This is a genomic window from Cognatilysobacter bugurensis (assembly GCF_014652095.1).
Classification (GTDB): domain Bacteria; phylum Pseudomonadota; class Gammaproteobacteria; order Xanthomonadales; family Xanthomonadaceae; genus Cognatilysobacter; species Cognatilysobacter bugurensis.
In genome coordinates, this window is record NZ_BMYD01000003.1 from 85,240 (window position 1) to 107,000 (window position 21,761).

At 70.4% G+C, this 21,761-nt stretch carries 13 protein-coding genes; 6 read left to right on the plus strand and 7 right to left on the minus strand.

All coding sequences use genetic code 11. The features are described from left to right. Positions 1–117: 117 nt before the first annotated feature. Positions 118–852: a 3-oxoacyl-ACP reductase FabG gene (gene fabG, locus IE075_RS09935; protein WP_189456032.1), complete on the plus strand. Its 735-nt coding sequence runs from the start codon at positions 118–120 to the stop codon at positions 850–852. A gap of 642 nt (positions 853–1,494) precedes the next feature. Here the strand turns inward: fabG and IE075_RS09940 are convergent. After that, positions 1,495–2,661, minus strand: coding sequence for a threonine aldolase family protein (locus tag IE075_RS09940; protein WP_189456034.1), 1,167 nt, complete (start codon positions 2,659–2,661; stop codon positions 1,495–1,497). Positions 2,662–2,817: 156 nt separating this feature from the next. On the opposite strand from IE075_RS09940, the gene IE075_RS09945 reads away from it, so the two are divergent. Beyond that, a complete protein-coding gene (locus IE075_RS09945; protein ID WP_189456036.1) occupies positions 2,818–3,237 on the plus strand; it encodes a hypothetical protein in 420 nt (139 codons plus the stop codon). Positions 3,238–3,303: 66 nt separating this feature from the next. On the opposite strand, the gene IE075_RS09950 is transcribed toward IE075_RS09945, so the two are convergent. From IE075_RS09950 to IE075_RS09965, 4 genes are read right to left on the minus strand one after another with little or no spacing between them, the layout of a single operon-like run. Further along, entirely contained in the window at positions 3,304–4,953 is a 1,650-nt protein-coding gene (locus IE075_RS09950) for an NAD(P)/FAD-dependent oxidoreductase (RefSeq protein WP_229792480.1), read from the minus strand. A 43-nt stretch (positions 4,954–4,996) separates the two neighbouring features. Beyond that, a complete protein-coding gene (locus tag IE075_RS09955; protein WP_189456038.1) occupies positions 4,997–5,863 on the minus strand; it encodes a glycosyltransferase family 2 protein in 867 nt (288 codons plus the stop codon). Continuing rightward, complete coding sequence (locus IE075_RS09960) at positions 5,856–6,638, minus strand: beta-ketoacyl synthase chain length factor (protein ID WP_189456041.1); 783 nt, start codon at positions 6,636–6,638, stop codon at positions 5,856–5,858. Before IE075_RS09960 ends, IE075_RS09955 begins: the two co-directional genes overlap by 8 nt. Positions 6,639–6,687: 49 nt before the next feature. Continuing rightward, the gene (locus IE075_RS09965) at positions 6,688–7,893 is read right to left on the minus strand and encodes a beta-ketoacyl-[acyl-carrier-protein] synthase family protein (protein ID WP_189456656.1); all 1,206 of its coding nucleotides are present in this window, start codon (positions 7,891–7,893) and stop codon (positions 6,688–6,690) included. 248 nt (positions 7,894–8,141) lie between these two features. Between IE075_RS09965 and IE075_RS09970 the strand changes: the two genes are divergently transcribed. Continuing rightward, positions 8,142–8,840, plus strand: a complete 699-nt coding sequence (locus IE075_RS09970; protein ID WP_189456042.1) for a YdcF family protein — start codon at positions 8,142–8,144, stop codon at positions 8,838–8,840. A gap of 353 nt (positions 8,841–9,193) precedes the next feature. On the opposite strand, the gene IE075_RS09975 is transcribed toward IE075_RS09970, so the two are convergent. Then, entirely contained in the window at positions 9,194–11,020 is a 1,827-nt protein-coding gene (locus IE075_RS09975) for a DUF885 domain-containing protein (protein WP_229792453.1), read from the minus strand. Positions 11,021–11,128: 108 nt separating this feature from the next. Then, positions 11,129–13,360 carry a S9 family peptidase gene (locus IE075_RS09980; RefSeq protein WP_229792481.1) on the minus strand — a complete coding sequence of 744 codons (2,232 nt, stop codon included), beginning with the start codon at positions 13,358–13,360 and terminating at the stop codon, positions 11,129–11,131. Between the two features lie 154 nt (positions 13,361–13,514). Between IE075_RS09980 and IE075_RS09985 the strand changes: the two genes are divergently transcribed. From IE075_RS09985 to uvrD, 3 genes are all read left to right on the plus strand, one after another. After that, positions 13,515–16,415: a sensor domain-containing protein gene (locus IE075_RS09985; protein WP_189456048.1), complete on the plus strand. Its 2,901-nt coding sequence runs from the start codon at positions 13,515–13,517 to the stop codon at positions 16,413–16,415. Between the two features lie 157 nt (positions 16,416–16,572). Next, the gene (locus tag IE075_RS09990; RefSeq protein ID WP_189456050.1) at positions 16,573–19,503 is read left to right on the plus strand and encodes a sensor domain-containing protein; all 2,931 of its coding nucleotides are present in this window, start codon (positions 16,573–16,575) and stop codon (positions 19,501–19,503) included. A gap of 9 nt (positions 19,504–19,512) precedes the next feature. Beyond that, positions 19,513–21,693 carry a DNA helicase II gene (gene uvrD, locus IE075_RS09995; protein WP_189456053.1) on the plus strand — a complete coding sequence of 727 codons (2,181 nt, stop codon included), beginning with the start codon at positions 19,513–19,515 and terminating at the stop codon, positions 21,691–21,693. Positions 21,694–21,761: the final 68 nt, after the last annotated feature.

Sequence of the window (21,761 nt, forward strand, 5' to 3'; positions counted from 1 at the left end):
GGAAAGTCGCCGCCTGACCGTCAGTGCGGGGTCGTCGAGGGATCGCTACACCGAGCTCGCGTGCGCGCTGCCCCGCGCTTGGTGACAATCAGCGGCCCATCTGCACGAGGCACCTCGATGACCGCCACGACTTCCCGCCGCGCCCTCGTCACCGGCGGCAGCGGCGACCTCGGCGAGGCGATCTGCATGCGGCTCGCCGCCGACGGCTTCGACGTCATCGTGCATGCGAACGCAAACCGCGCGCGGGCCGACGAGGTCGTCGCGCGCATCACCGAGGCCGGCGGGCGCGCGCAGGCCATTGCGTTCGACGTGGCCGATGCGGACGTCGCCTCGGCTGCGCTCGCGACGCTGCTCGAAGCCGGCCCAATCCAGATCGTCGTCAACAACGCCGGCATCCACGACGATGCGCCGATGGCCGGCATGTCGCGTGAGCAGTGGACGCGCGTCATCGACGTGTCGCTGCACGGCTTTTTCCACGTCACCCAGCCGCTGCTGCTGCCGATGGCGCGCACACGCTGGGGCCGCATCGTGAGCGTGTCGTCGGTCGCCGCCGTGCTCGGCAACCGCGGCCAGACGAATTACGCCGCCGCAAAGGCCGCGCTGCACGGCGCGAGCCGCTCGCTCGCGCGCGAGATGGCCTCGCGCGGGATCACGGTGAATGTCGTCGCGCCTGGGGTCATCGAAGGGCGCATGGCCGACGGTGCGTTCGCGCCGGAGGTGATCAAGCAGATGGTGCCGGCCGGCCGCGCGGGCCGGCCCGACGAGGTTGCCGCGCTTGTGGGCTTTCTGTGTTCGGACGCGGCCGGCTACGTCAACGGCCAGGTCATCGGAATCAACGGGGGCATGGGGTGAGCGAGCGCGTTTGCGATCGTCCGGAGACGATCACGCGCTCGAGAACGACCGCCGCTGTGCGGCGGGCCGGGACGCATCCTGACGTGGTGAGGGGTTTGCGAACGTCCAGCGGACGTTCGCGCCGTCGCGAAGGCCCGCGGCTGTTCGGCGAGGGAGGACGCATCCTCACGCAGTGTCGGGGGGTTTCCGATCGTCCACTGGACGATCGCGCAGCCGCGAACGCCCACCGCTTTGCGGCGGGGCGCCACGGCCACACGCGGAAGTCTCGATCAGAGCCGTCGATCGTGCGCGCAAACGCCCGCCGCGTGCCGGCGGGTCGGAACGCACCCTCACGCCCGCTCGTATGTTTGCGATCGTCCGGGATGAGCCCACTGGCGACCGCCTGCCGCTGCGCGACGGCTGCCATGCGACCTCACGTAACGACGGGGTCCGCTGCAAGGGTAGGCAGGACCGACCGGGCGACACGCACTCCGTGTTCAGCACCGGCCCGTCGTCACTCGGCGTCTGCCCGCATCGGTCGCGGCAGGCTAACCGTGCTCTCACGAGCGCCGGTGACCACGCCGTAACTCACGGCAACCCGCAGCAACCCGATCGCTCGGCATCGCCACTGTCGCTCGCCACGCATCGCCTTGGCTGAGCCGCCTACGCCGCAGCCGCCTCCAGCATCACCGCCGCGATCGCGTCGGGCGTGCGCCGCAGCCAGGTCGGGTTGATCTGCAGCCAGAACCGCGTCGTATCGGGCAACGGCGGCGCGAGCGCGAGGCCGGCCGCGTCCAGGCGCGCGGCGAACGCGTCGGGGTCGACGCCCGCGACGTCGACGAACACGCGGCTGGTGCCGTTCGGCAGGCGCGTGACGCGGAACCGCGCATCGGCCTGCAGGCGCTCGAACACGCGCTCGGCCGTGGCCCACGCACGCGCGTAGTCGTACTCGTAGCGATCAAGAAACCGCCGCACGGGCGCGATCTGCGGCCACGCCTGCGGCAGCGCGCCGCCGAACATGCGCCGCGCATGGTGCAGGCCGTCGATCACTTCAGTCGGGCCGGCGAGGACCGCACCCGACGCAGCGTTGAAGTTCTTCCACAAGGAGACGTACACGGTGTCGAACAAAGCCGCGTGTCCGCGCACGCTGCGCTTCGAGTGCTGCGGCAGGTTGAACAGCCGCGCACCGTCAAGGTGCAGGCGCACGCCGCGTTCGCGCGCGAGTTCGCTGATGCGCACGAGCTCGTCGACATCGAGCATGCGGTGGTTGTCGCGGCGCACCGGGTTCTCGATCGACAACGCCCCCACCGGCGTCGCGACGCGGCCGCTCGCCGAGCGATCCAGCCACGGCGCCAAGTCGTCGCGCGTCAGCCCGCCGTCGCGCCCGGCGACCGGCAGCAGCGTCAGGCCGGCGAGCGTGGCCGCGCCGTCGCCGCTGTCGTTGTAGAGGTGACTGTCGAGCTGCACGAGCACGCGCCGAGAGGTGCCGGCGAGCGCGCGCACCGCGAGCAGGTTCGCGAGCGTGCCGGTCGGCACGAACAGTGCCGCGGGCTTGCCGAGCCGCTGCGCGAAGGTGCGCTCGAGCTCGGCGACGAGGCCGCCGCGGGAGTAGCCGTCGGCCTCGAGCGGCGCTTCGATCGACATCTCGTGCAACACCGCGGCGTATTCGCGCGGATCGAGCGCGAGCCCGTCGGTCGTGAAATCGACGCGTGTCGATGCGCTGCTCGGCGCGTGTGCGGGCGCGGCGTGCGCGACCGGGAGCGGTGCACCGCCAAGCCACGGCGCGCTTGTGGCGGCCGCGCTCGCGGCGAGGAAACGGCGGCGGTCCATGCGCGGCTCTCCACGGTCGAGCCCGCATCGTGCAAGGGGGCGGCTCGGGCGGTCAATGCGAACGCGTTCACCTGCGGCTCGGCTTCGCGGCCTTGCGTGCACGCCGCGTTGCCGCGCCCGTGGCTAGCGTCGGATGTGATTGCAGGAGCCACGCCCATGAATCCGTTTCGACCCCTTGCCCTCGCCGCCGCGTGCGCGCTAATGCTGGCCGCCTGCGCGAGCACCCACAAAGTCATGCTGGGCAGCGCGCGCCCGGCGATCACCGCGTCGCAGGTGCAGGTCTATCAGGTGGCGCCGAAGCGCTACGAGGAAATCGCGCGGCTCGACGCCTCGAGCGCGATCGGCTTCGGCACGCAGGGCCAGACCAATGCCGCGATCGAGCGGCTGCGCAGTGAAGCGGCTGCGCTCGGGGCGAACGGCGTGCTGCTGCTCGGCGTCGACACCGTGGCGCCGCCCGTGAGCCTCGGCGTCGGCGGCGGCTCATACGGGCGCAGCGGCGGCGTGTCGCTTGGCGCGGGCGTGCCGACGGCGCAGCGCCGCGCAGCGGGCATCGCGATTCACGTGATCGAGCCGTAAGGGCACTCGCAACGTCGGCTCCGCTCCGACGGAGGCGTTGCATCGCTTCCGGGCGACGCGGCGCGATCAGGCAGGCTCGAGCGCCGCCTCGCGCTGCGCGTACCAGATCGGCGACAACAGCGGTTCCGCGTCGACATCGACCGTTTCGCACGCCAACAGTGCGTCGAGCGCTGCGGTGTCGAGTTCCGGGTGCGCAATGCGCGCCTGCGCACGCAACTCGGCGGCGAGCCGCGCCATCAGGCGCAGGTTTGACTCAGTGCGTGCGACGAACGTCTCCGCATCGGCGGGCTCGTGCAGCTCGGCATTGAGAGTGTGGAACCAGGCCGGGCGGTATTGATCGAGCAGGCGACCATCGGGCGTCGACATGGCCTCGATCCGGTTGCGCTCGCCCCAGGCGCGCAGCAGCGGCTGCATCGCACGGTTGAGTTCGCTGCCGCGGACGAACGCATCGCGCACGCGGCCGAGCACGCCGAGGTCGCACTGCAGTCCGCCGCAATACAGCGGCGCGAGCAGCGCCCAATAGAACGTGTAGTCCCAGATCACCTTGAGCGGCATGACCTGCGCATCGCCGAACAGCGGGTACTGGTCCTGGTAGAGCGTGAGCGTGTTTTCGTAGAACGAGCGGTAGAGCTGCTCGTACATCGCGGTGTACGGGCCGAACAACGTGCCCGCGCGGTCGCGCGCGATGAGGTCGGCAATGTAGGTGTTGCTGAGCGCGATGAAGTCGCTGCCCGGCGAATAGAACGGGTCCAGGAAAAGCCCGGCCTCGCCGGTCAGCGCCCAGCGCTCGCGGGAGAACACCTGCGCGCAGTCGTAGGAGAAATGCCGCAGGAACATGAAGTCCTGCACGGTGTGCTCGGACGCGTCGAGCGCGTCCGCCAGGCGCGGCTGATGTTGCTGCAGCCACGCGGTCGCCTTCGCATGCGAGTTCATCGTCTCGAGCGGGTGCATCGCGGCGTCGCAGACGATGCCGATCGAGTGCGCGCCCGACGAGAGCGGAATCATCCACACCCAGTAGCCGGGCCCGCACAGGTGGTTCGTCGAGCGCCAGCGGTCAGGCGGCGTGCAGCGGTCCCGCCACTGCGCATCGTCCGACCAGTCGTTCGGATCCAGATGCCCGTCGACGCGCCACCACACAGCGTTCGCGTCGTGCGCATTCGGCTTTGCGAGGCCGAGCTTGCGCTTGAGCACGCCCGCGCGGCCGCTGGCATCGACGAGCCAGCGCGCGTGCACGGTGTGCGTTTCGCCGTCGCGTTCGCAGCGCACCGCGTGCGGCGCGTCGCCTTCGCCGAGGTCGACGCCGCGCACAACGGCGCCGTCGATGAAATCGATGCCGCGCTCGCGTGCGAGGTCGCCGAGGTGGTTCTCGAGGCGGCCGCGGTCGATCTGCCATGACGGCGTCGGCAGGATGCGGCTCACGCCGAGTTCGGTGCACGCGTCGATGTCGGTGCGGCCGTCGCTGAAGAAAAAGCGGAAACCAAACTTGCGGATGTGCTGGCTGTCGAGGTGCTCGCGCAGGCCGAGCACGTTGGCGAGGTAGTGCGCGCCGATCTCGACCGTCGACTCGCCGACCTTGAACGCGGCTTCGCGCACCGGGTGGCGGTGGCGTTCGATCACGACGATGCGCAGCGCAGCGTCCTGCTGGCGCAGCTGCAGCGCGAGCGTGAGACCGGCGAGACCGCCGCCGAGGAGCACGACATCGGCCGATGCAGGCAGGGCCGCAGGCCCGGACACGGGTGCGTCGCTCACGGCGTGTCGATCAGGACGAGCGCGCCGTCGCGGCCGCGCCCGGGGGCACGCCGAACTCGCCGCTCGGGTCGTGGATGACCGGTGCGCTTGCGCGCACGCGGCGGTACACGTCGATCAAGCCGATGAGGCCGCCGTGCGACAGCACCTGCCGCACCACGTGCGAGGTGATGCGCCACAGGTCGTGCAGTGGGCGGAAATGGCTCTTGCGGAACTTCTCGGCGACGCCTTCGCCGGCGTAGCGCGATTCGATCGGCACCGACACGCAGCGCATGCCGAGCCGGCGCGCGGCGGAAATCAGGATCTGCGCCTCGAACACGAAGTCCTCGCCCGGCACGTCGTCGAGCGCACAGACGGCCGCCGGGTACAGGCGTTGGCCGCTCTGGGTGTCGGCGATGCGGTAGCCGCAGCCCCAGGCAATGCCCCAGTCGCCGAACTCGTTCGCGAGCCGGCGGTAGGTTGGCTGCAGCGAGCGCTTGCGCAGGCGCGCGCCGATCGCGATGTGGTCGGGGTAGCGGTTCGCGGCGTCGATGAGCCGCGGCAGGTCGGCGCCGGCGTGCTGGCCGTCCCCGTCCATGGTCAGCACCGCAGCAAATCCGCGACGCAGCGCCTCGGCAAATCCGTCGCGCAGACTCGCGCCCTTGCCGCGGCGCTGCTCGTGGCGCAGCAGGATTACCGGCAGGCCCTCGAGCGCGGCGACCGTGCCGTCGGTGGAGCCGTCGTCGATCACGATCACGTGCGGGCAATGCGCCAGCGCGTCCTCGACCACGCCGCGGATGCGCAGTTCTTCATTGAGCGCGGGGATGACCACCACGACGTTGCGCGCGTCCAGGCGCACGGGTGCGCGGCGCGCGGTCGCGGGTTGCACGGACTCAGACATCGATCACCTCCACTTGCAGCACCCGACCGGGACCGGCCAGGAGTCGGGCTTGCGCACGCGCGCCCGCGAGCGTCTCGAACAACGGCAACATCGGGGCCATGGCATTGCCTGACGCCACGGTAGCAAGCGCGCCGCCAAGGTCGGGTTCACCGTCGGCGAGTGTCGCCCGCAGGCGCGGCGCGCCGGGCTTGGCATCGCGCGCGAGCACCAGTGCGCCGCCGAGCAGGCCGCTGCTTTGCGAAACCTGCGCGAGGGGACCGGCCGACGCGCCGTCGAATCCGACCAGCAGCACCCCCTCGGCGCCGGCTGAAATCTGCGCGAGCGCGTCGAGCAGGCCCTGCGCGAAGCTCGCGTCGAACGCGCTGATCGCGGTGCTCGCGCGCGTCGCGCCGGCGCCGATCGTCCAGTACCCGGCCGCGGCGTTGTGCACCGAGTTGTGGAAGCGGATCGGCGACACCGTTGCTGGCGCGCTCGCGAGCGTCGCGCAGATGTAATCGGTGATCGTCAGGTCGCCGTGCGTGGACGCGAACACCGACGGCAGCGACGCCGGGTCGCGCCCGGCCATCGCGCAGGCCGCGAGCGCGACGTCGAGCGCGACGGCAACGGTGTCGGGCGCGCGGCGACGCTCGTTCGGCGCGAGCAGTTGGGGTGACGGGCGCGACGGCGCGTCGTCGATGCGCGCGCCGGTTTGCACGAATGCACGCGCAGCGTCCCAGCCGGGCATGCCGCGCGTCCAGAAGCCGATGCCTTCGACAGTGGCGCTCAGTGCAGTCATGCGGTCACGGTGTTCGCGCCGCGCCCGGCGGCAAGGGACAGACCAGGGCTCATGCGCGCGCGAAGACCAGCGAGCAGTTATTGCCGCCAAAGCCAAACGAGTTGTTCATCGCGTAGCGCAGCGCGCCATCGTGCGCGGCGTCGAACCGGATCTGCGGGCCGCAGGCCGGATCCGGTTCGCTGCTGCCGAGCGTGCCCGGCAGCTCGCCGTGCTCCAGCGCGATCAGCGCAATCACCGACTCGACGATGCCGGCCGCGCCGAGCGTGTGGCCGGTGAAGCCTTTCGTCGAACTCGCGTGCAGCGTCGGCGGAAACAGCGCATTGACGGCCAGCGCCTCGACGCGGTCGTTCGCGGGCGTGGCGGTGCCGTGCAGGTTCAGATAGCCGACGTCGGCCGCCTCGATGCCGGCGCGCATCAACGCCTCGCGCATCGCGAGCTGCGCGCCGAGGCCTTCGGGGTGCGGGGCCGACATGTGGTGGGCGTCGCTCGACTCGCCGTAGCCGACAAGCCGCGGTGCGCTGTCGTCTTCAGACGCGCGTTCGAGCAGCGCGAAGCCGCCGGCCTCGCCGAGCGAGAGCCCGACGCGGTTCGCGTCGAACGGTTGGCACCTCTCGGGCGCGACGAGCTGCAGCGAGTTGAAGCCGTACAGCACGCTGCCGCACAGGGTGTCCACGCCGCCGACGAGGGCGGCATCGACGATGCCGGCGTCGATCAGGCGCGAGGCCTGCGCGAACACCTTTGCGCTCGACGAGCACGCCGTGGCGACTGTCACGCACGGGCCGCGCACGCCGGTCACGCGCTGCAGGAAGCCGCCGAGCGAATGCACGGTGTGCACGTTCGGGCGCGCCATACGCGTGGAGAACGCGGCCGCATCGCCGTCGCCTTCCAGGTGCGCGTACGCGTCCTCGGTCTCGCCGATGCTCGACGTCGAGGTGCCGATGATGATCGCGACGCGCTCGGCGCCGTGGCGTGCGACCGCATCGGCCAGCGCGTCGAGCACGCCGTCGGACTGCAGCGCGAGCCAAGCGAGGCGGTTGTTGCGGCAATCCCATGCGGCGAGGTCCGCCGGCAGCGCCACGTCTTCGAGTCCGTCGACACGGCCGATCCAGCACGGCAGCGGCGCGCCGTCGTGCGGCGGGCCGAAGTCGTTGCGACGCAGGCCGCTGCGGCCCGCGCGCAGGCCCTCGCGCTGTGCCTCGCGGCCACGGCCGAGCGCGGTCGTCGCGGTGTAGGCACGCACCGACAAGGGCGCAATCGCAGGCGCGGGCGGGGGCGACGGCAGGGGCACGCAGCGTTCCAGACGGACGGGTCGGCAGTATAGCCAGCGCGTCTGCGCCGGCCTGCCGCAGTCGGGCGGCGTGGCTGAACGGTTCGCGCGGGGGGACGTGCGTCGCGTTCCGCGCACGGCGTGCCCGCATCGACGGTGCCTGCGTGACCGCCGCCGCATTTCACGCATCCGTCACGACCGTACACTGGCGCCGATTTCCACTTCCCGACCTTTCGATGACGACCCGCGCCCGCCACCGCCTGCACCTGTTTGGCGACCGCGACGTGCTGCACGCCGGGCTCGTCGCGCTTGCCGCGTGCGTGCTCACCGCGGGCCTGGTCTACGTCGGCTACCTGCTCCACGTGTGGCGTACCGCGCGGCGCGCGCCGTGCGAGCCCGCGCACGGCGAGTGCGTGCTGGTGTTCGGCAAGCACGCGCCGGGCGGGCTCATCGACCGGGACTTCGAGGCGCGTCTGGACCGGGCCGTCTCGCTCTGGCAACAGCGCCCGCCGGCGCACGTCGTGCTGCTCGGCGGCGGCGCGCACGGTGAACTCACCGAGGCCGAGGTCGCACGCGCTGCCCTGTTCGCGCGCGGCGTGGCATCCGATGCCCCGCTGCAGCTCGAGGCCGCGTCGCGCGACACGCTGCAGAACCTGCGCAACGCACGTCAGCTGCTCGAGCCGACGCTGTTCGTGGACGGCATGCGCCGCCGCGTGACGCTGCTCAGCAGCCGTTACCACCTCGCGCGCTGTGCGCTGTTCGCGCGCCAGCTCGGCTTCGACGCGGAGCTGTGCGCCGCCGAGCCGCAGCTGCAGCTCGATTCGCGCATGGTCGCGCGGCTCGCAGGCGAGGCGGCCTATGTGTGCCTGAGCGATCTGGGCGCGCGCTGGGCGCGCCTGATCGGGCATCAGCGGATGCTCGCGCGCGTGAGCTGACCCTTTGCTTTGTATCTCGCTGTAGAGCTTCCGCCTTGCGTCGGGTCACTTTTCTTTGCTGGCCCAAAGAAAAGTAACCAAAAGAAACGGCCTTCCCCGACAAACCTCTCGTTGCATCGTGCAGCCTGACGGGATTTTTCGAAGGGACGTCCCGGGTCCGGCCCGCGGCGCGGGCGTTCGGCGGCGTGCGCGGCGGTGCCGCGCAGACCACGCCGCCTCACCCCTTCGAAAAACGCTCGACGTCCTGTCGAGCGCCCTCCGGGTCTTTGTGGCAACGGTCTGGCACTTCCGACGGTTGCCCGGGCGACACAGCTGCAAGGAGCAGGCGCCGAGCTCCCCTGCAACTGACGCGCTCAGCCCTTGCTCGCGCCCTTGGCCTTCGCCTTCTGCTCCGGAATGAAGCGCTCGCGCACCGCCTGCGCGAGCAGGTCCGGTGGCAGCAGGCCCTGGTCGAGCAGGAAGTCGTTGAATGCCTGGCGGTCAAACGCATCGCCGAGCGCGAGCTCGGTTTCCGCGCGCAGCGCGAGGATCTTCGAGTAGCCGTAGAAGTAGCTGCCGGCCTGGCCCGGCGAGCGCACGGTGTAGCGGTCGACCTCCTGGCGCGCCATCGCGTTCGACAGGCCGACCTGCTCGGTGAGCACCTTGAATGCGGTGTCGCGGTCGATGAGCCCGAGGTTGAGCATCGGATCGAGCATCGCGCGCGCGGCACGCAGCAGCCGGAACTGCAGCGCGAACAGCTGCCCCTCGAGCGGCTCGTACGGGACCATCTCGGCTTCGGCGTACAGCGCCCAGCCCTCGACGTTGACCGAGTTGAACGCGTAGAGCGTGCGTGCGAGCGAGATGCCGCGCTCGACCATCGCGGTGAACTGCAGCTCATGGCCCGGTCGGCCCTCGTGCGCGCTCAGTGTCCATGCGACGGCCGGGAAGTTGAAGTCGTCGTACGCGCCTTCCGCGCCCGCGTTCGGGTTGCCGAGCGGCAGCACGAACGTGCCCTGCTGGCCGGTGTTGCCGATCAGCGGCGCGGGCAGGAAATGCGGCGCGGGTTGCGCGGCGCTTTCGGCCGCGGTGCCCAGGCGCATCTGCATTGGCCGCTGCGGCAGCGTCACGACGTCGTGCTCGCGGATCTGCTCCTCGAGTGCGGGCATCACGACATTGCGGTAGTGCGCCTCGAGCTTTTCGTTCGGCAGCGTTTTGCGCTTGAGCGCGCGCATAACCGCGATGTAATCCGACTCTTTGAGGCCCTTTTCCTTCGCGACCAGCGGCGCGAGCTGCTGCATTGCCGCGCGTGTTTCCATGAAGCCCACGCGGGCGCGGTCGACGAGCACGAGCGGGTCGACGTCGATGCCGACGTTCTTGAGCTGCAGCGCGTAAAGCTCCTTGGGCAGCTCATACGTCGTGCGCGCGTTCGGCAACACCGTGCCGCGTGAGAAGTCCGCATAGCCTTCGAGCTGGGTCTTGAGCGCATCGAGCGCGGGTTTTGCTTCGGCGGCGAGGCCGTACTTCGCAAACAGCTCCTCGAGGCCCGTGAGGTAGGTCGGCAGGTTCGCGAGCGATTGCTCGACTTCGATCTTCGTGGGCTTGAGGCGCTTGGCATCGCCTGCGTGCTCCGCATAGCGCTCGCGTGCGAGCGTGGCGAGCGGCTGCGTGTCGGGTGTGAGGCCGGCGTAGCGACGCAGGCGCTCGACCGCGTTCTTGCGTCGCTCGGCCGGGACCTGGTCGGTGAGCAGGCCCTTGATGCCCTGGAACACCGTCTGGCCGACGTCGAGGAACGGCACGGTGAGCCGCTCGTTGACCTCGCTCGACTCGATCGCGTCGTCGGCGGCCTGGATCAGGATCGCGAGGTCCTGCTGCACGTTCGGGTCGCGCTCGGCCTGCGCCCGGGCCGCGAGCTGCGTGCGCGCCTGCTGCGTCGCCTCGCGGAAGCGCTTCGCGTAGCCGGGGCGGAAGTCGAACACCTGCGTGTCGTAGCCGGGCACGCCGAAGAAGGACATCTGCTCGGGCACGAACGGCGCCTGCGCCTGCAGCAGGATCTGCGCATGCGCGTTGCTCTGTTCGACCCAGGCCGGCGCCGGCTTCGGTGCGGTCGCGGCCTTTGCGGCCTGTGCGGGCTGCGATTGCGCGAGTGCGGCGTGCGGGGTGAGCAGCGCGAGCGAGACGGCGAGGACGAGGGGCTTGAGCATGGCGAGGCTCCTGGGCATTGAGGGCCGGAGCATCGCCGCGGAAATCCATGCGGCCATGCGCCGGAGGTCACGGCGCGCGGGGCGCGCCGCGGGTGGATCGAGCTTGCGTCAGTCGCGCGACTGCGGCGTCAGGCAGCGGCCGAAGAAGTCCTCGGTCACGCGCAGCCGGTGCAGCAGGTCCGCGCCGGTCAGCCCGTGCTTCGCGCCCGGATACGCCATGAGCTCGAACGGCTGGCCGCGCTTCTGCAGTGCGCTCATCACCGCAGTCGCGTTGCCGAACAGCACGTTGTCGTCGGCCATGCCGTGCACGAGCAGCAGGCGCGGCGCCTCGGGGCCGACGAGGCCGTCGATGTGCTCGAGCACGCGCGCGGTCTTGTAGCCCTCGGCATTCGCGGCCGGCAGGTTCATGTAGCGCTCGGTGTAGTGCGTGTCGTACAGCGCCCAGTCGCTGACCGGCGCGCCGGCCGCGCCGCAGGCGTACAGCTCCGGCGCCTGCGCGAGCAGCATCAGCGTCATGTAGCCGCCGTTCGACCAGCCGTGCACCCCGATGCGCTCGCCGTCGATCCACGGCTGCGACTTCAGCCATTCCACGCCCTTGCGCTGGTCTTCGACTTCCACCGTGCCCTGCTTGCCGTACAGCGCGCCGCCAAACGCCGCGCCGCGCCGCGGCGTGCCGCGGTTGTCGACCGAGAACACGACGTAGCCGTTCTGCGCAAGGTACTGGTTGAACCAGTGATCGCCGCGGCCCGGCCAGGCGCGCGTGACGGTCTGCGCGGCAGGCCCGCCGTAGACGTAGACGACCGCGGGGTATTCGCGCTTGGGGTCGAAGCCGGGCGGCTTGATGAGGCTGTAGTGCAGCGCCGTCGTGCCGTCGGCCGCGGCCAGCGTGCCGTACTCGATCGGCCGGTGCGCGGTGCGGTACGGCGCGTACGGGTGCTTCGGATCGTTGAGGTCGTTCTCGACGAGCGTGGCGATGCGCGTGCCGTCGTTGCGGTGCAGCGTGAGCTGCGGCGGCGTGGTCGGCGTCGACCAGTTATCGACGTAAACCGACGCGTTGTTCGCAAAGCTCGCGTTGTGCACGCCGTCTTCCTTCGAGAGGCGCACGATCGCGCCGCCCGCGAGCGGCACGCGGTAGACCTGCACGTCGAGCGGCGAGTCCTTACCGGCCGCGAAGTAGACCTGCCCCGCGGTCTCGTCGACCGCGAGCACGCGATCGACGGGCCACTCGCCCGAGGTCAGCGCGCGCCGCGTGCCGTCGGGCTCGATGACCTCAAGGTGCGAATAGCCGCTGCGTTCGCTGCGCCACAGCAGGCGGCCGTCCTTGAGAAAGCGCAGGTCGCTGTGCAGCGGCACCCAGGTCTTCGCGGTCTCGGTCGCGAGCGTCCGCTGCGTGCCGGTCTGCAGGTCGGTCTCGATGAGGTCGAGTTTCTTCTGGTCACGCGATTGGCGCTGGAACGTGAGGCGCTGCGGATCGCGCCAGTCCACGCGCGCCAGGTAGATGTCCTGCTCGGTGCCGAGGTCGATCCAGCGCGGCTTCGCGCCGGCCTTTGGCGCAATCACGCCCAGCTGGATCGCCACGTTCGGATCGCCCGCGGCCGGGTAGCGCTGTTCGACGACTTCGGTGCGGTCGGGGTAGACCTCGTAGCGCTTTTGCACCGGCACGTTCGACTCGTCGATGCGCGCGAACGCGATCGCCGAATCGTCGGGCGCCCACCAGTAGCCGGTGTGGCGGTCCATTTCCTCGTCGGCGACGAACTCGGCCACGCCGTTGCCGATCACCGTGCTGCCGTCGGTCGTGAGTTGGATCGACTTGCCGGAGGCGAGGTCGATCACCCACAGGTTGCGGTCGCGGATGAAACTCACATAGCCCCCGCGCGGCGAGAGCTTGGGGTCGGTCGCAAAGCCTTCGCCGCGGGTGAGCTTGCGCACCGCGTCCTTGCCGGACTTCACAAGGTCGACAAGGTAGAGCTCGCCGCCAAGCGGGAACAGCAGTGATTTCCCATCCGGCGCCCACTGGTAGTCCACGATGCCACTCAGTGATGCGATGCGCTGGCGCTCGCGGCGTGCCTTTTCCTCGTCGCTGAGCTCTTCCTTGCCTGGCAGCACGTCGTCGGCGTCGACGAGGCGCAGCGTCTTGCCGGTAGCGACCTCGTAGGCCCACAGATCGAGCCGGTTCTTGTCGTCGGGCTTGCCGCGCAGGAACGTCACGTAACGCCCGTCGGGGGACACCTTCGGCTTGAGCAGGCTCGGGCCCGACAGCGAAACGTCACCTGCAATGGCCTCGAGCGTGAGGCGCTGGGGAGCGTCGGGCGGGGCGGCGGAGGCGGTGAGCGTAGGCATGCAGGCGAGCAGGGCGGCGAGGGCGAGGGCGGTGCGGGTCATCGGCGGGCTCACGACGGCGAGCACTCGAGTGTAAGCGCGGGCGTGCGGGCAACACGTTGCCGTGACAGGCCGCTGCCGAGGATCGGAACCAGGCCCACCACGGAAGGCCCGCATGCGACGCCCGGACGGGACGATCGCCGCGCTGTTGCCGACGGTCGCGCTCGCGATCGCGGCCTACCACCTGGGCGCGCACCGCTCGCGCTCGGGGTCGGACTCGCTCGCACGCCGCCACGCCGCGCTGCAGGGCCAACACGACCGCCTTGTCCGCGCCGAGCGTCTCGCCGGCATCGGCCAATACGTGTGGAACGTCGACCGCGGCACGCTGTGGTGGTCGGACAACTGCTATCGCCTGTATGGCATCGACGCCGCCGAGGAGGTGTCGATCGATCGTGCGTTCGCGATGATCCATCCCGACGACGCCGCGCTCGCCGCGCGCGTGACTGAGGCCGTGCTCGAAGGCGGGGTGCCCACCGAAACCGCGCTGCGCATCGTGCGTCCCGACGGCGCGGTGCGTTACATGCTGTCCTCGGGCGAGCTGTACCTCGAAGAAGGCGAGCGACGCGTCTTTGGCGTGATGAAAGACGTCACCGAACTCGAGGACGCGCGCGAGCGGGTGATCGAAGCGCAGTCGCACTACCGTTTCCTGTTCGAGCACAACCCGGTGCCGATGTGGGTCGTCGACCGCGACCGGCAGGCGTTCATTGCGGTCAACGACGCCGCGCTCGAGCACTTCGGCTACGAGCGCGACGCACTGGAAGGTGCCTCGCTCGACCTGATCCGCGCGCCCGAGGACGCCGATGCCCTGCGCGAAGCGATCCGCATGCCGAGCGCGCAACGCCCGCAGGGCGCCGTGTGGGCGTACCGCCGCCACGACGGCGCGGTGCGGCGCATGGCGATCTACGCGCACGACATCGAGGTCGAGGGGCGCGCTGCACGCCTCGTCGCCGCGCAGGACGTGACCGAGCGCGAGCGCAGCGAGGAGCGCTTCCGCCTCATCGCACGCGCGACGAGTGACGCCGTGTTCGACCTCGACGTGCGTCGTGGCCGGCTGTGGTGGAGCGATTCGCTGTATGCCCTCTTCGGCTACTCGCCCGAAGAGCTGCGGATGAGCCGCTCCGCGTGGACGCGGCTCGTGCACCCCGACGACGTCGATCGCGTCGTCGACAGCTTCGAGCGCGCGGTCGAGGATGGCGATGAGGAATGGCATGCCGAGTACCGCTTCCTGCACGGACGCGGCGAATACGTGCGCGTGTCCACGCGCGGCCTGATCCAGCGAGACGAGCGCGGCCGCGCGACCCGCATGGTCGGCGGCATGCTCGACATCACCGACGCCCGCCGCCATGAGGCGCGCCTGCGCCTGCTCGAACGCGCAGTCGAGGCTGCCGACAACGGCATCCTCCTCACCGACGCGCACGACCCCACTCATCCGATCGTCTACGCGAACCCCGCGTTCGAGCGCATGACCGGCTACCGCGCCGAGGAACTGACCGGCCGGAACGCACGCGTGCTCCAGGGCGGCGACCGCGAGCAGCCCGGGATCGAGTCGATCCGCCAGGCGCTGCGCCACGGTCACGAAGTGCGCGCATTGCTGCGCAACTACCGCAAGGACGGCACGTTGTTCTGGAACGAGATGTACATCTCGCCGGTGCGCGGCACGCGAGGCGAGCTGACCCATTTCGTCGGCGTCCTCAACGACGTCACCGACCGGCAACAATTCGAGGACCGGCTCGCGCACCGCGCCACGCACGACGAGCTCACCGGGCTGCCGAACCGCATCCTGCTCGAAGACCGCCTGCAGCAGGCCGTGCGCGCCGCCGAGCGCAGCGGCACGCGGGTGATCGTGGTCTTCATCGACCTCGACGATTTCAAGCTCGTCAACGACAGCCTCGGTCACGGCACCGGCGACCTGCTGCTGCGCGAGGTCGCGTGCCGGCTGCAGGCGGCCGTGCGCGACATGGACACCGTGAGCCGGTTCGGCGGCGACGAGTTCGTCGCCGTGCTGCCGATCGAAGATCCGGGTGAGCGTCCGCGCGATCTCGTCGCGCGCCTCGCGAAGGCCCTGTCGCCGCCGATGCAGCTCGGCGACGTGCGCCACCTGCTCACGGCCAGCATCGGCTACTGCAGCGCGCCCAATGACGGCGCCGACGCCGACACGTTGTTGCGGCACGCCGACCAGGCGATGTACGAAGCCAAGCGTCGCGGACGCAACCGCGCGGTGGCGTACCGGGCTGAGTTCGACACCACCGTTTCGCGCCGCCTCCAGCTCATCAGCGAGGTGCGCGCCGGGCTCGAGCGCGGCGAGTTCGAGCTCGCGTTCCAGGCGCAGTACACGCCCGACGGACATGTGGCGGCCCTCGAAGCGCTCGCGCGTTGGCGCCACCCGCTGCGCGGACTGCTCGAGCCGGCGCATTTCATTCCGGTGTGCGAGGAGAGCGGGCTCATCGTCGATCTCGGGCGTTACGTGCTGCGCGAAGCGCTGCGCGAACGACGGCGCCTTGTGGAGGCCGGTCGCGCCGACGTACGCATCGCAGTCAACGTTTCCGCCGCGCAGTTCACCGACGACCTGCATCGCGACGTGCTCGACGCGCTCGACGGCCAGCCTTTGCCGCCGGGCGCCCTCGAGCTCGAACTCACCGAGAGCGTTCTCATGGATCGCCCCGGACACGCGATCGAGCTGATGCGCGGGCTCGTCGAACTCGGCATCACGTTCTCGGTCGACGACTTCGGCACCGGCTATTCAAGCTTGGCGTACCTCAAACGTTTCCCGATCAAGCGCCTCAAGATCGACCGGTCGTTCGTGCAGGACCTCGATGCCGACGCGAGCGATGCGGCGATCTGCCAGTCGATCATCAGCCTCGCGCATGCGCTCGATCTGGGCACGGTCGCCGAAGGCGTCGAGACCGAGGCGCAGCGCGCATGGCTGCGCGACCGGGGCTGCGATGAGCTGCAGGGGTATCTGTGGGGGCGGCCGCAGCCGCTCGATGCGCTGCTGCCGACGCTGCGCCGCCATTGACGCACGCGCGCCCGTCGCAACGCGCCACATGCCGCCCTCAAGTCGGCGGACTGCGATCACAACGCCGATCGCGCGACCTCGGCTACAGTCTCGTTCAATCGCAAAGGGGTGATGCGGTGAGCGCTGCGGATCGAAAACTCGCGTACGCCGGGCGGGCATGGAGCCGCTGAGCCTGCTCGCGTGCGCGATCGCGGCTGCCCTGGGCGTGGCGGCCGGCGGCGCACTCATGCATCGACGTGCGCAGGCGAGGGCGCGGACGCGCGAAGCGCAGTTCGCACGCGAGATCGGCGAACTCAAGGCCACGAACGAGCGCCTGCGCCGCGCCGAGCGGATCGCGGGCATCGGCGACTACGCATGGAACCCCGACACCGGCGCGCTGTGGTGGTCGGACAACTGCTACCGCCTGTACGGCCTCGACCCGGGCCAGGGCATCACGATCGAGCGCGCGTTCGGCGCGATCCACCCCGGCGACGCGGCGCTCGCCCAGAGCTCGACCGAGGCACTACTCGCCGGCGGCCCGCCGACCGAGCACGAACTGCGCGTCGTGCGCCCCGACGGCAGCGTGCGCCACATGCTCTCGTGCGGCGAAGTGCAGCGTGATCGCGGCGAGCGCATCGTGTTCGGCGTCATGAAGGACGTCACCGACCTTGCCGACGCGCGCGAGCAGCTCGCGCGCGCCGAAGCGCAGTACCGGTTCTTGTTCGAGCACAACCCGCTGCCGATGTGGGTGTTCGACCGCCAGACCCGCCTTTTCCTGGCCGTCAACGACGCGATGCTGCGGCACTTCGGCTACGACCGCGACACATTGCTCGCGAACACGCTTGAATTCATTCACCCGCCCGAGGAGCACGACGCGGTTTTCCGCGCGGTGATCCAGCCCGGAACGCAGCGCCCGCAAGGCCGCGCGTGGACCCATCTGTGCGCCGACGGCCGTCGGGTGCGCACGGCGATCTATCCGTACGACATCGAGTTCGACGGCCGACCCGCGCGCCTCGTCGCCGCGCAGGACGTGACCGAGCGTGAGCGCACCGAGCAGCGTTTCCAACTTGTGGCGCGCGCAACAAGCGATGCGGTCTACGACTACGACATCGAGCGCGGCGCGATCTGGTGGGGCGACTCGTTCTACGCGCAGTTCGGCTATACGCCCGAGACGATGCCGCCGACGATCGAGGGCTGGGAGCGGCTGCTGCACCCCGACGACCACGCGTGCGTCAGCGCCAGCCTCTGGCCCGCGCTCGCCGACCCGGATGCGAGCGAGTGGAATGCCGAATACCGGCTGCGCCGCGCCGACGGCCGGTACGCGCGGATCGTCGAGCGCGGGCTGTTCCTGCGGGGCGCCGACGGCCGGGCGACGCGCATGGTCGGCGGCCTCATCGACGTGACGGCGCAGCGCGAGGCCGAGGGCGAGATGCGGCTGCTGCGACGCGCGGTGGAATCCGCGCACAACGGCATCATGATCGCCGACGCTCGCGAGTCCGATCTGCCGATCGTCTACATGAATCGCGCGGCCGAAGCGATCACCGGTTACGCCGCCGCCGAGGTGCTCGGGCGCAACTGCCGCTTCCTGCAGGGCGACGACCGCGAGCAGCCGGGCCTCGACGCACTGCGCCAGGCGCTCGTCGAGGCCCGCGAGGCCCGAGTGCTCCTGCGCAACCTGCGCAAGGACGGCTCGCTGTTCTGGAACGACCTGCAGATCGCGCCGGTGCGCGACGAGCGCGGCACGCTCACGCACTACGTGGGCGTGCTCAACGACGTCAGCGAGCGCCAGCGCTACGAGGAGCGCCTCGCGCATCGCGCGACGCACGATGAACTCACTGGCCTGCCGAACCGCATGCTGCTCGAGGACCGCCTCAAGCAGGCGATCCTCGCCTCGCAGCGCTACGGGCGCGGCACCACGGTGGTGTTCATCGACCTCGACGACTTCAAGCTCGTCAACGACAGCCTCGGCCACGGCACCGGCGACGCCGCGCTCGTCGAAGTCGCGGAGCGGTTGCAGGCCGCGGTGCGCGACACCGACACCGTGAGCCGCTTCGGCGGCGACGAGTTCGTCGCCGTGCTCACCGAGCAGTCGGCCGACGCCTCGCCGCTCGACGTGATCCGCCGCATCGCCGCGACGCTCGCGCGGCCGATGCACGTGGGCGGCGTGACCCACACGCTCACGGCCAGCATCGGCTACTGCCGCTACCCCGACGACGGCGACGACCCCGAGACGCTGCTGCGCCACGCCGACCTCGCGATGTACCAGGCCAAGCGCCACGGCCGGAACCGCGCGATGCCGTTCCGCGAGGAATTCGACGCGAGCGTGACGCAGCGCCTGCAGCTGATCACCCAGCTGCGCGATGCACTCGTGCGCGGCGAGTTCGTGCTCGCGTTCCAACCGCTGTTCTCGCCGGCCGGCCGTGCGGTCGCGCTCGAGGCGCTGGTGCGCTGGCAGCACCCGACGCGCGGGCTGCTGATGCCGGGCGAGTTCATCGGCGTCTGCGAGGAGAGCGGGCTCATCGTCGAGCTCGGCCGCCGCATCCTGCGCGAGGCCGCGCGCCACCACGCGCGGCTCGTCGAGGCCGGCTGTGGCGACGTGCGGCTCGCAGTCAACGTCTCCGCCGCGCAGTTCACCGAAGAGCTGTACGTCGACGTCGAGGCGGTCGTGCGCGAGTTCGCGCTGCCGCGCGGCACGCTCGAGCTCGAACTCACCGAGAGCGTGATCATGGACAGCCCGGAGCGCGCGATCGAGCTCATGCAGCGGCTCGCCGCGCTCGGTGTCGGCTTTTCAGTCGACGACTTCGGCACCGGCTACTCGAGCCTGGCCTACCTCAAGCGTTTTCCCATCGAGCGGCTCAAGATTGACCGCTCGTTCGTGCAGGATCTGGGTGTCGACGACGACGATGCGGCGATCTGCCAGTCGATCATCGGCCTCGCGCACTCGCTCGACATCTACACCGTCGCAGAAGGCGTGGAGACCGAACAGCAGGCGAGCTGGCTGCGCGCGCGCGGCTGCGACGAGCTGCAGGGCTACCTGCTCGCCCGGCCGCAGCCGTTCGAGGCCTTGCTGCCGCTGCTCCGCCGAGGACGCGCGGCCGCGGCCGGTTAAACTGGGCCGATGGATGTCTCCCACCTGCTCGACGCGCTGAACCCGGCGCAGCGCGAGGCCGTGTCCGCACCGCCCGGCCATTACCTCGTCCTCGCCGGCGCCGGTTCCGGCAAGACCCGCGTGCTCACCCACCGCATCGCCTGGCTGCACGAGGTGCAGGGCGTGCCCGTGCACGGCATTCTCGCGGTGACTTTCACCAACAAGGCGGCCGGCGAGATGCGCCACCGCGTCGATGCCCAGCTGCCGCGCGGCGCGCGGGGGATGTGGATCGGCACGTTCCATGGCCTCGCGCACCGGCTGCTGCGCCTGCACTGGCAGGAAGCAAAGCTGCCCGAAGGCTTCCAGGTGCTCGATTCGGACGACCAGCAGCGCCTGTGCAAGCGCGTCGTCCAGCAGCTCGAGCTCGACGACACGCGTTTCCCGCCTCGCCAGCTCGCGTGGTGGATCAACGCGCAGAAGGACGAAGGCCGTCGCCCGCAGCACCTGCAGGGCGGGCAGGACGAGTGGGCCGACACGATGCGCCGCGCCTACGCGGCGTACCAGGAGCGCTGCGATCGCGCCGGACTCGTCGATTTCGCCGAGCTGCTGCTGCGCGCGCACGAGCTGCTGCGCGACAACCCCGCGCTGCTCGCGCATTACCGCCACCGCTTCGGCGAAATCCTCGTCGACGAGTTTCAGGACACCAACGCGATCCAGTACGCGTTCATCCGCGTGCTCGCAGGCGACTCCGGCCGCGTGTTCGTGGTCGGCGACGACGACCAGGCGATCTACGGCTGGCGCGGCGCGAAGGTCGAGAACGTGCAGCGCTTCCTGCGCGATTACCCCGACGCGAAGACGCTGCGCCTCGAACAGAACTACCGCTCGAGCGCGAACATCCTCGAGGCCGCGAACGCGGTCATCGCGCACAACCCCGACCGCCTCGGCAAGAAGCTGTGGACCGACAGCGGCACCGGCGAGCCGATCGACCTGTACAGCGCGTACAACGAGATCGACGAGGCGCGCTTCGTCGTCGAGCGGTTGCGTCAGTGGGTGCGCGACGGCGGCAGCTACAGCGAGGTCGCAATCCTCTATCGATCCAACGCACAGTCGCGCGCGTTCGAAGAGGCGCTGATCGGCGAGCAGCTGCCGTACCGCGTGTACGGCGGGCTGCGCTTCTTCGAACGCGCCGAGATCAAGGACACGCTCGCCTACCTGCGCCTGGTCTCGAATCGCGCCGATGACGCCGCGTTCGAACGCGCGGTCAACACGCCCGCGCGTGGCATCGGCGAGCGCACGCTTGACGAGGTGCGACGCCTCGCCCGGGGCCTGGGCGTACCGCTGTGGCAGGCCGCGCAGGCGCTGACCGGCGGCACCGTGCTCGCCGCGCGCGCGCGCAACGCGATCGCCGGCTTCGTGCACCTCATCGACGGCCTCGAAACCGAGGTCGCCGACATGCCGCTGCCGGAAAAGATTGACCACGTGCTCGCGCGCTCCGGCCTGCGCGAGCACTACGCGAACGAATCGCGCGGCCAACTCGATTCGCGCACGGACAACCTCGACGAACTCGTTTCCGTCGCATCGCGCTTCGTGCGCAGCGACGACGAGGACGAAGCCGCGGCGATGCCCGAGCTCGTGGCGTTCCTCAGCTACGCCTCGCTCGAGGCCGGCGAGGGCCAGGCGCGCGCCGACGAGGACGGCGTGCAGCTCATGACGCTGCACAGCGCGAAGGGCCTCGAATTCCCGCTCGTGTTCCTGGTCGGGCTCGAGGAAGGCCTGTTCCCGAATTCGAAATCGAACGAGGAGGCCGGCCGGCTCGAAGAAGAGCGGCGTCTCGCGTACGTCGGCATTACTCGCGCGCGCCAGAAGCTCGTGATCACCTACGCCGAGGCGCGCCGCATCCACGGCAGCGACATGTACGGCATGCCGTCGCGCTTTTTGCGCGAGATCCCGGCCGGGCTGCTGCACGAGGTGCGGCCGAAGGTGCAGGTCTCACGACCCGCGTTTTCTCCGCGCCCCCGCCGCGACTGGGGCCACGCCGAACTCGAGGCGCCCGCGCTGCCGCTCGGCGCGGCCGTGCGCCACCCGAGCTTCGGCGCCGGCACCGTGATCGACTACGAAGGCACCGGCGCGCACGCACGGGTGCAGGTCAACTTCGACGACGCCGGCAGCAAGTGGCTCGTCGTCGCGTTCGCGAACCTGCAGCCGGCCTGAGGCGCGTCGTCGCCCGCGTCGTCACCGCCGGGTGACGCGCGGTTTGGAACAACGGGCGCCCGCCTTCG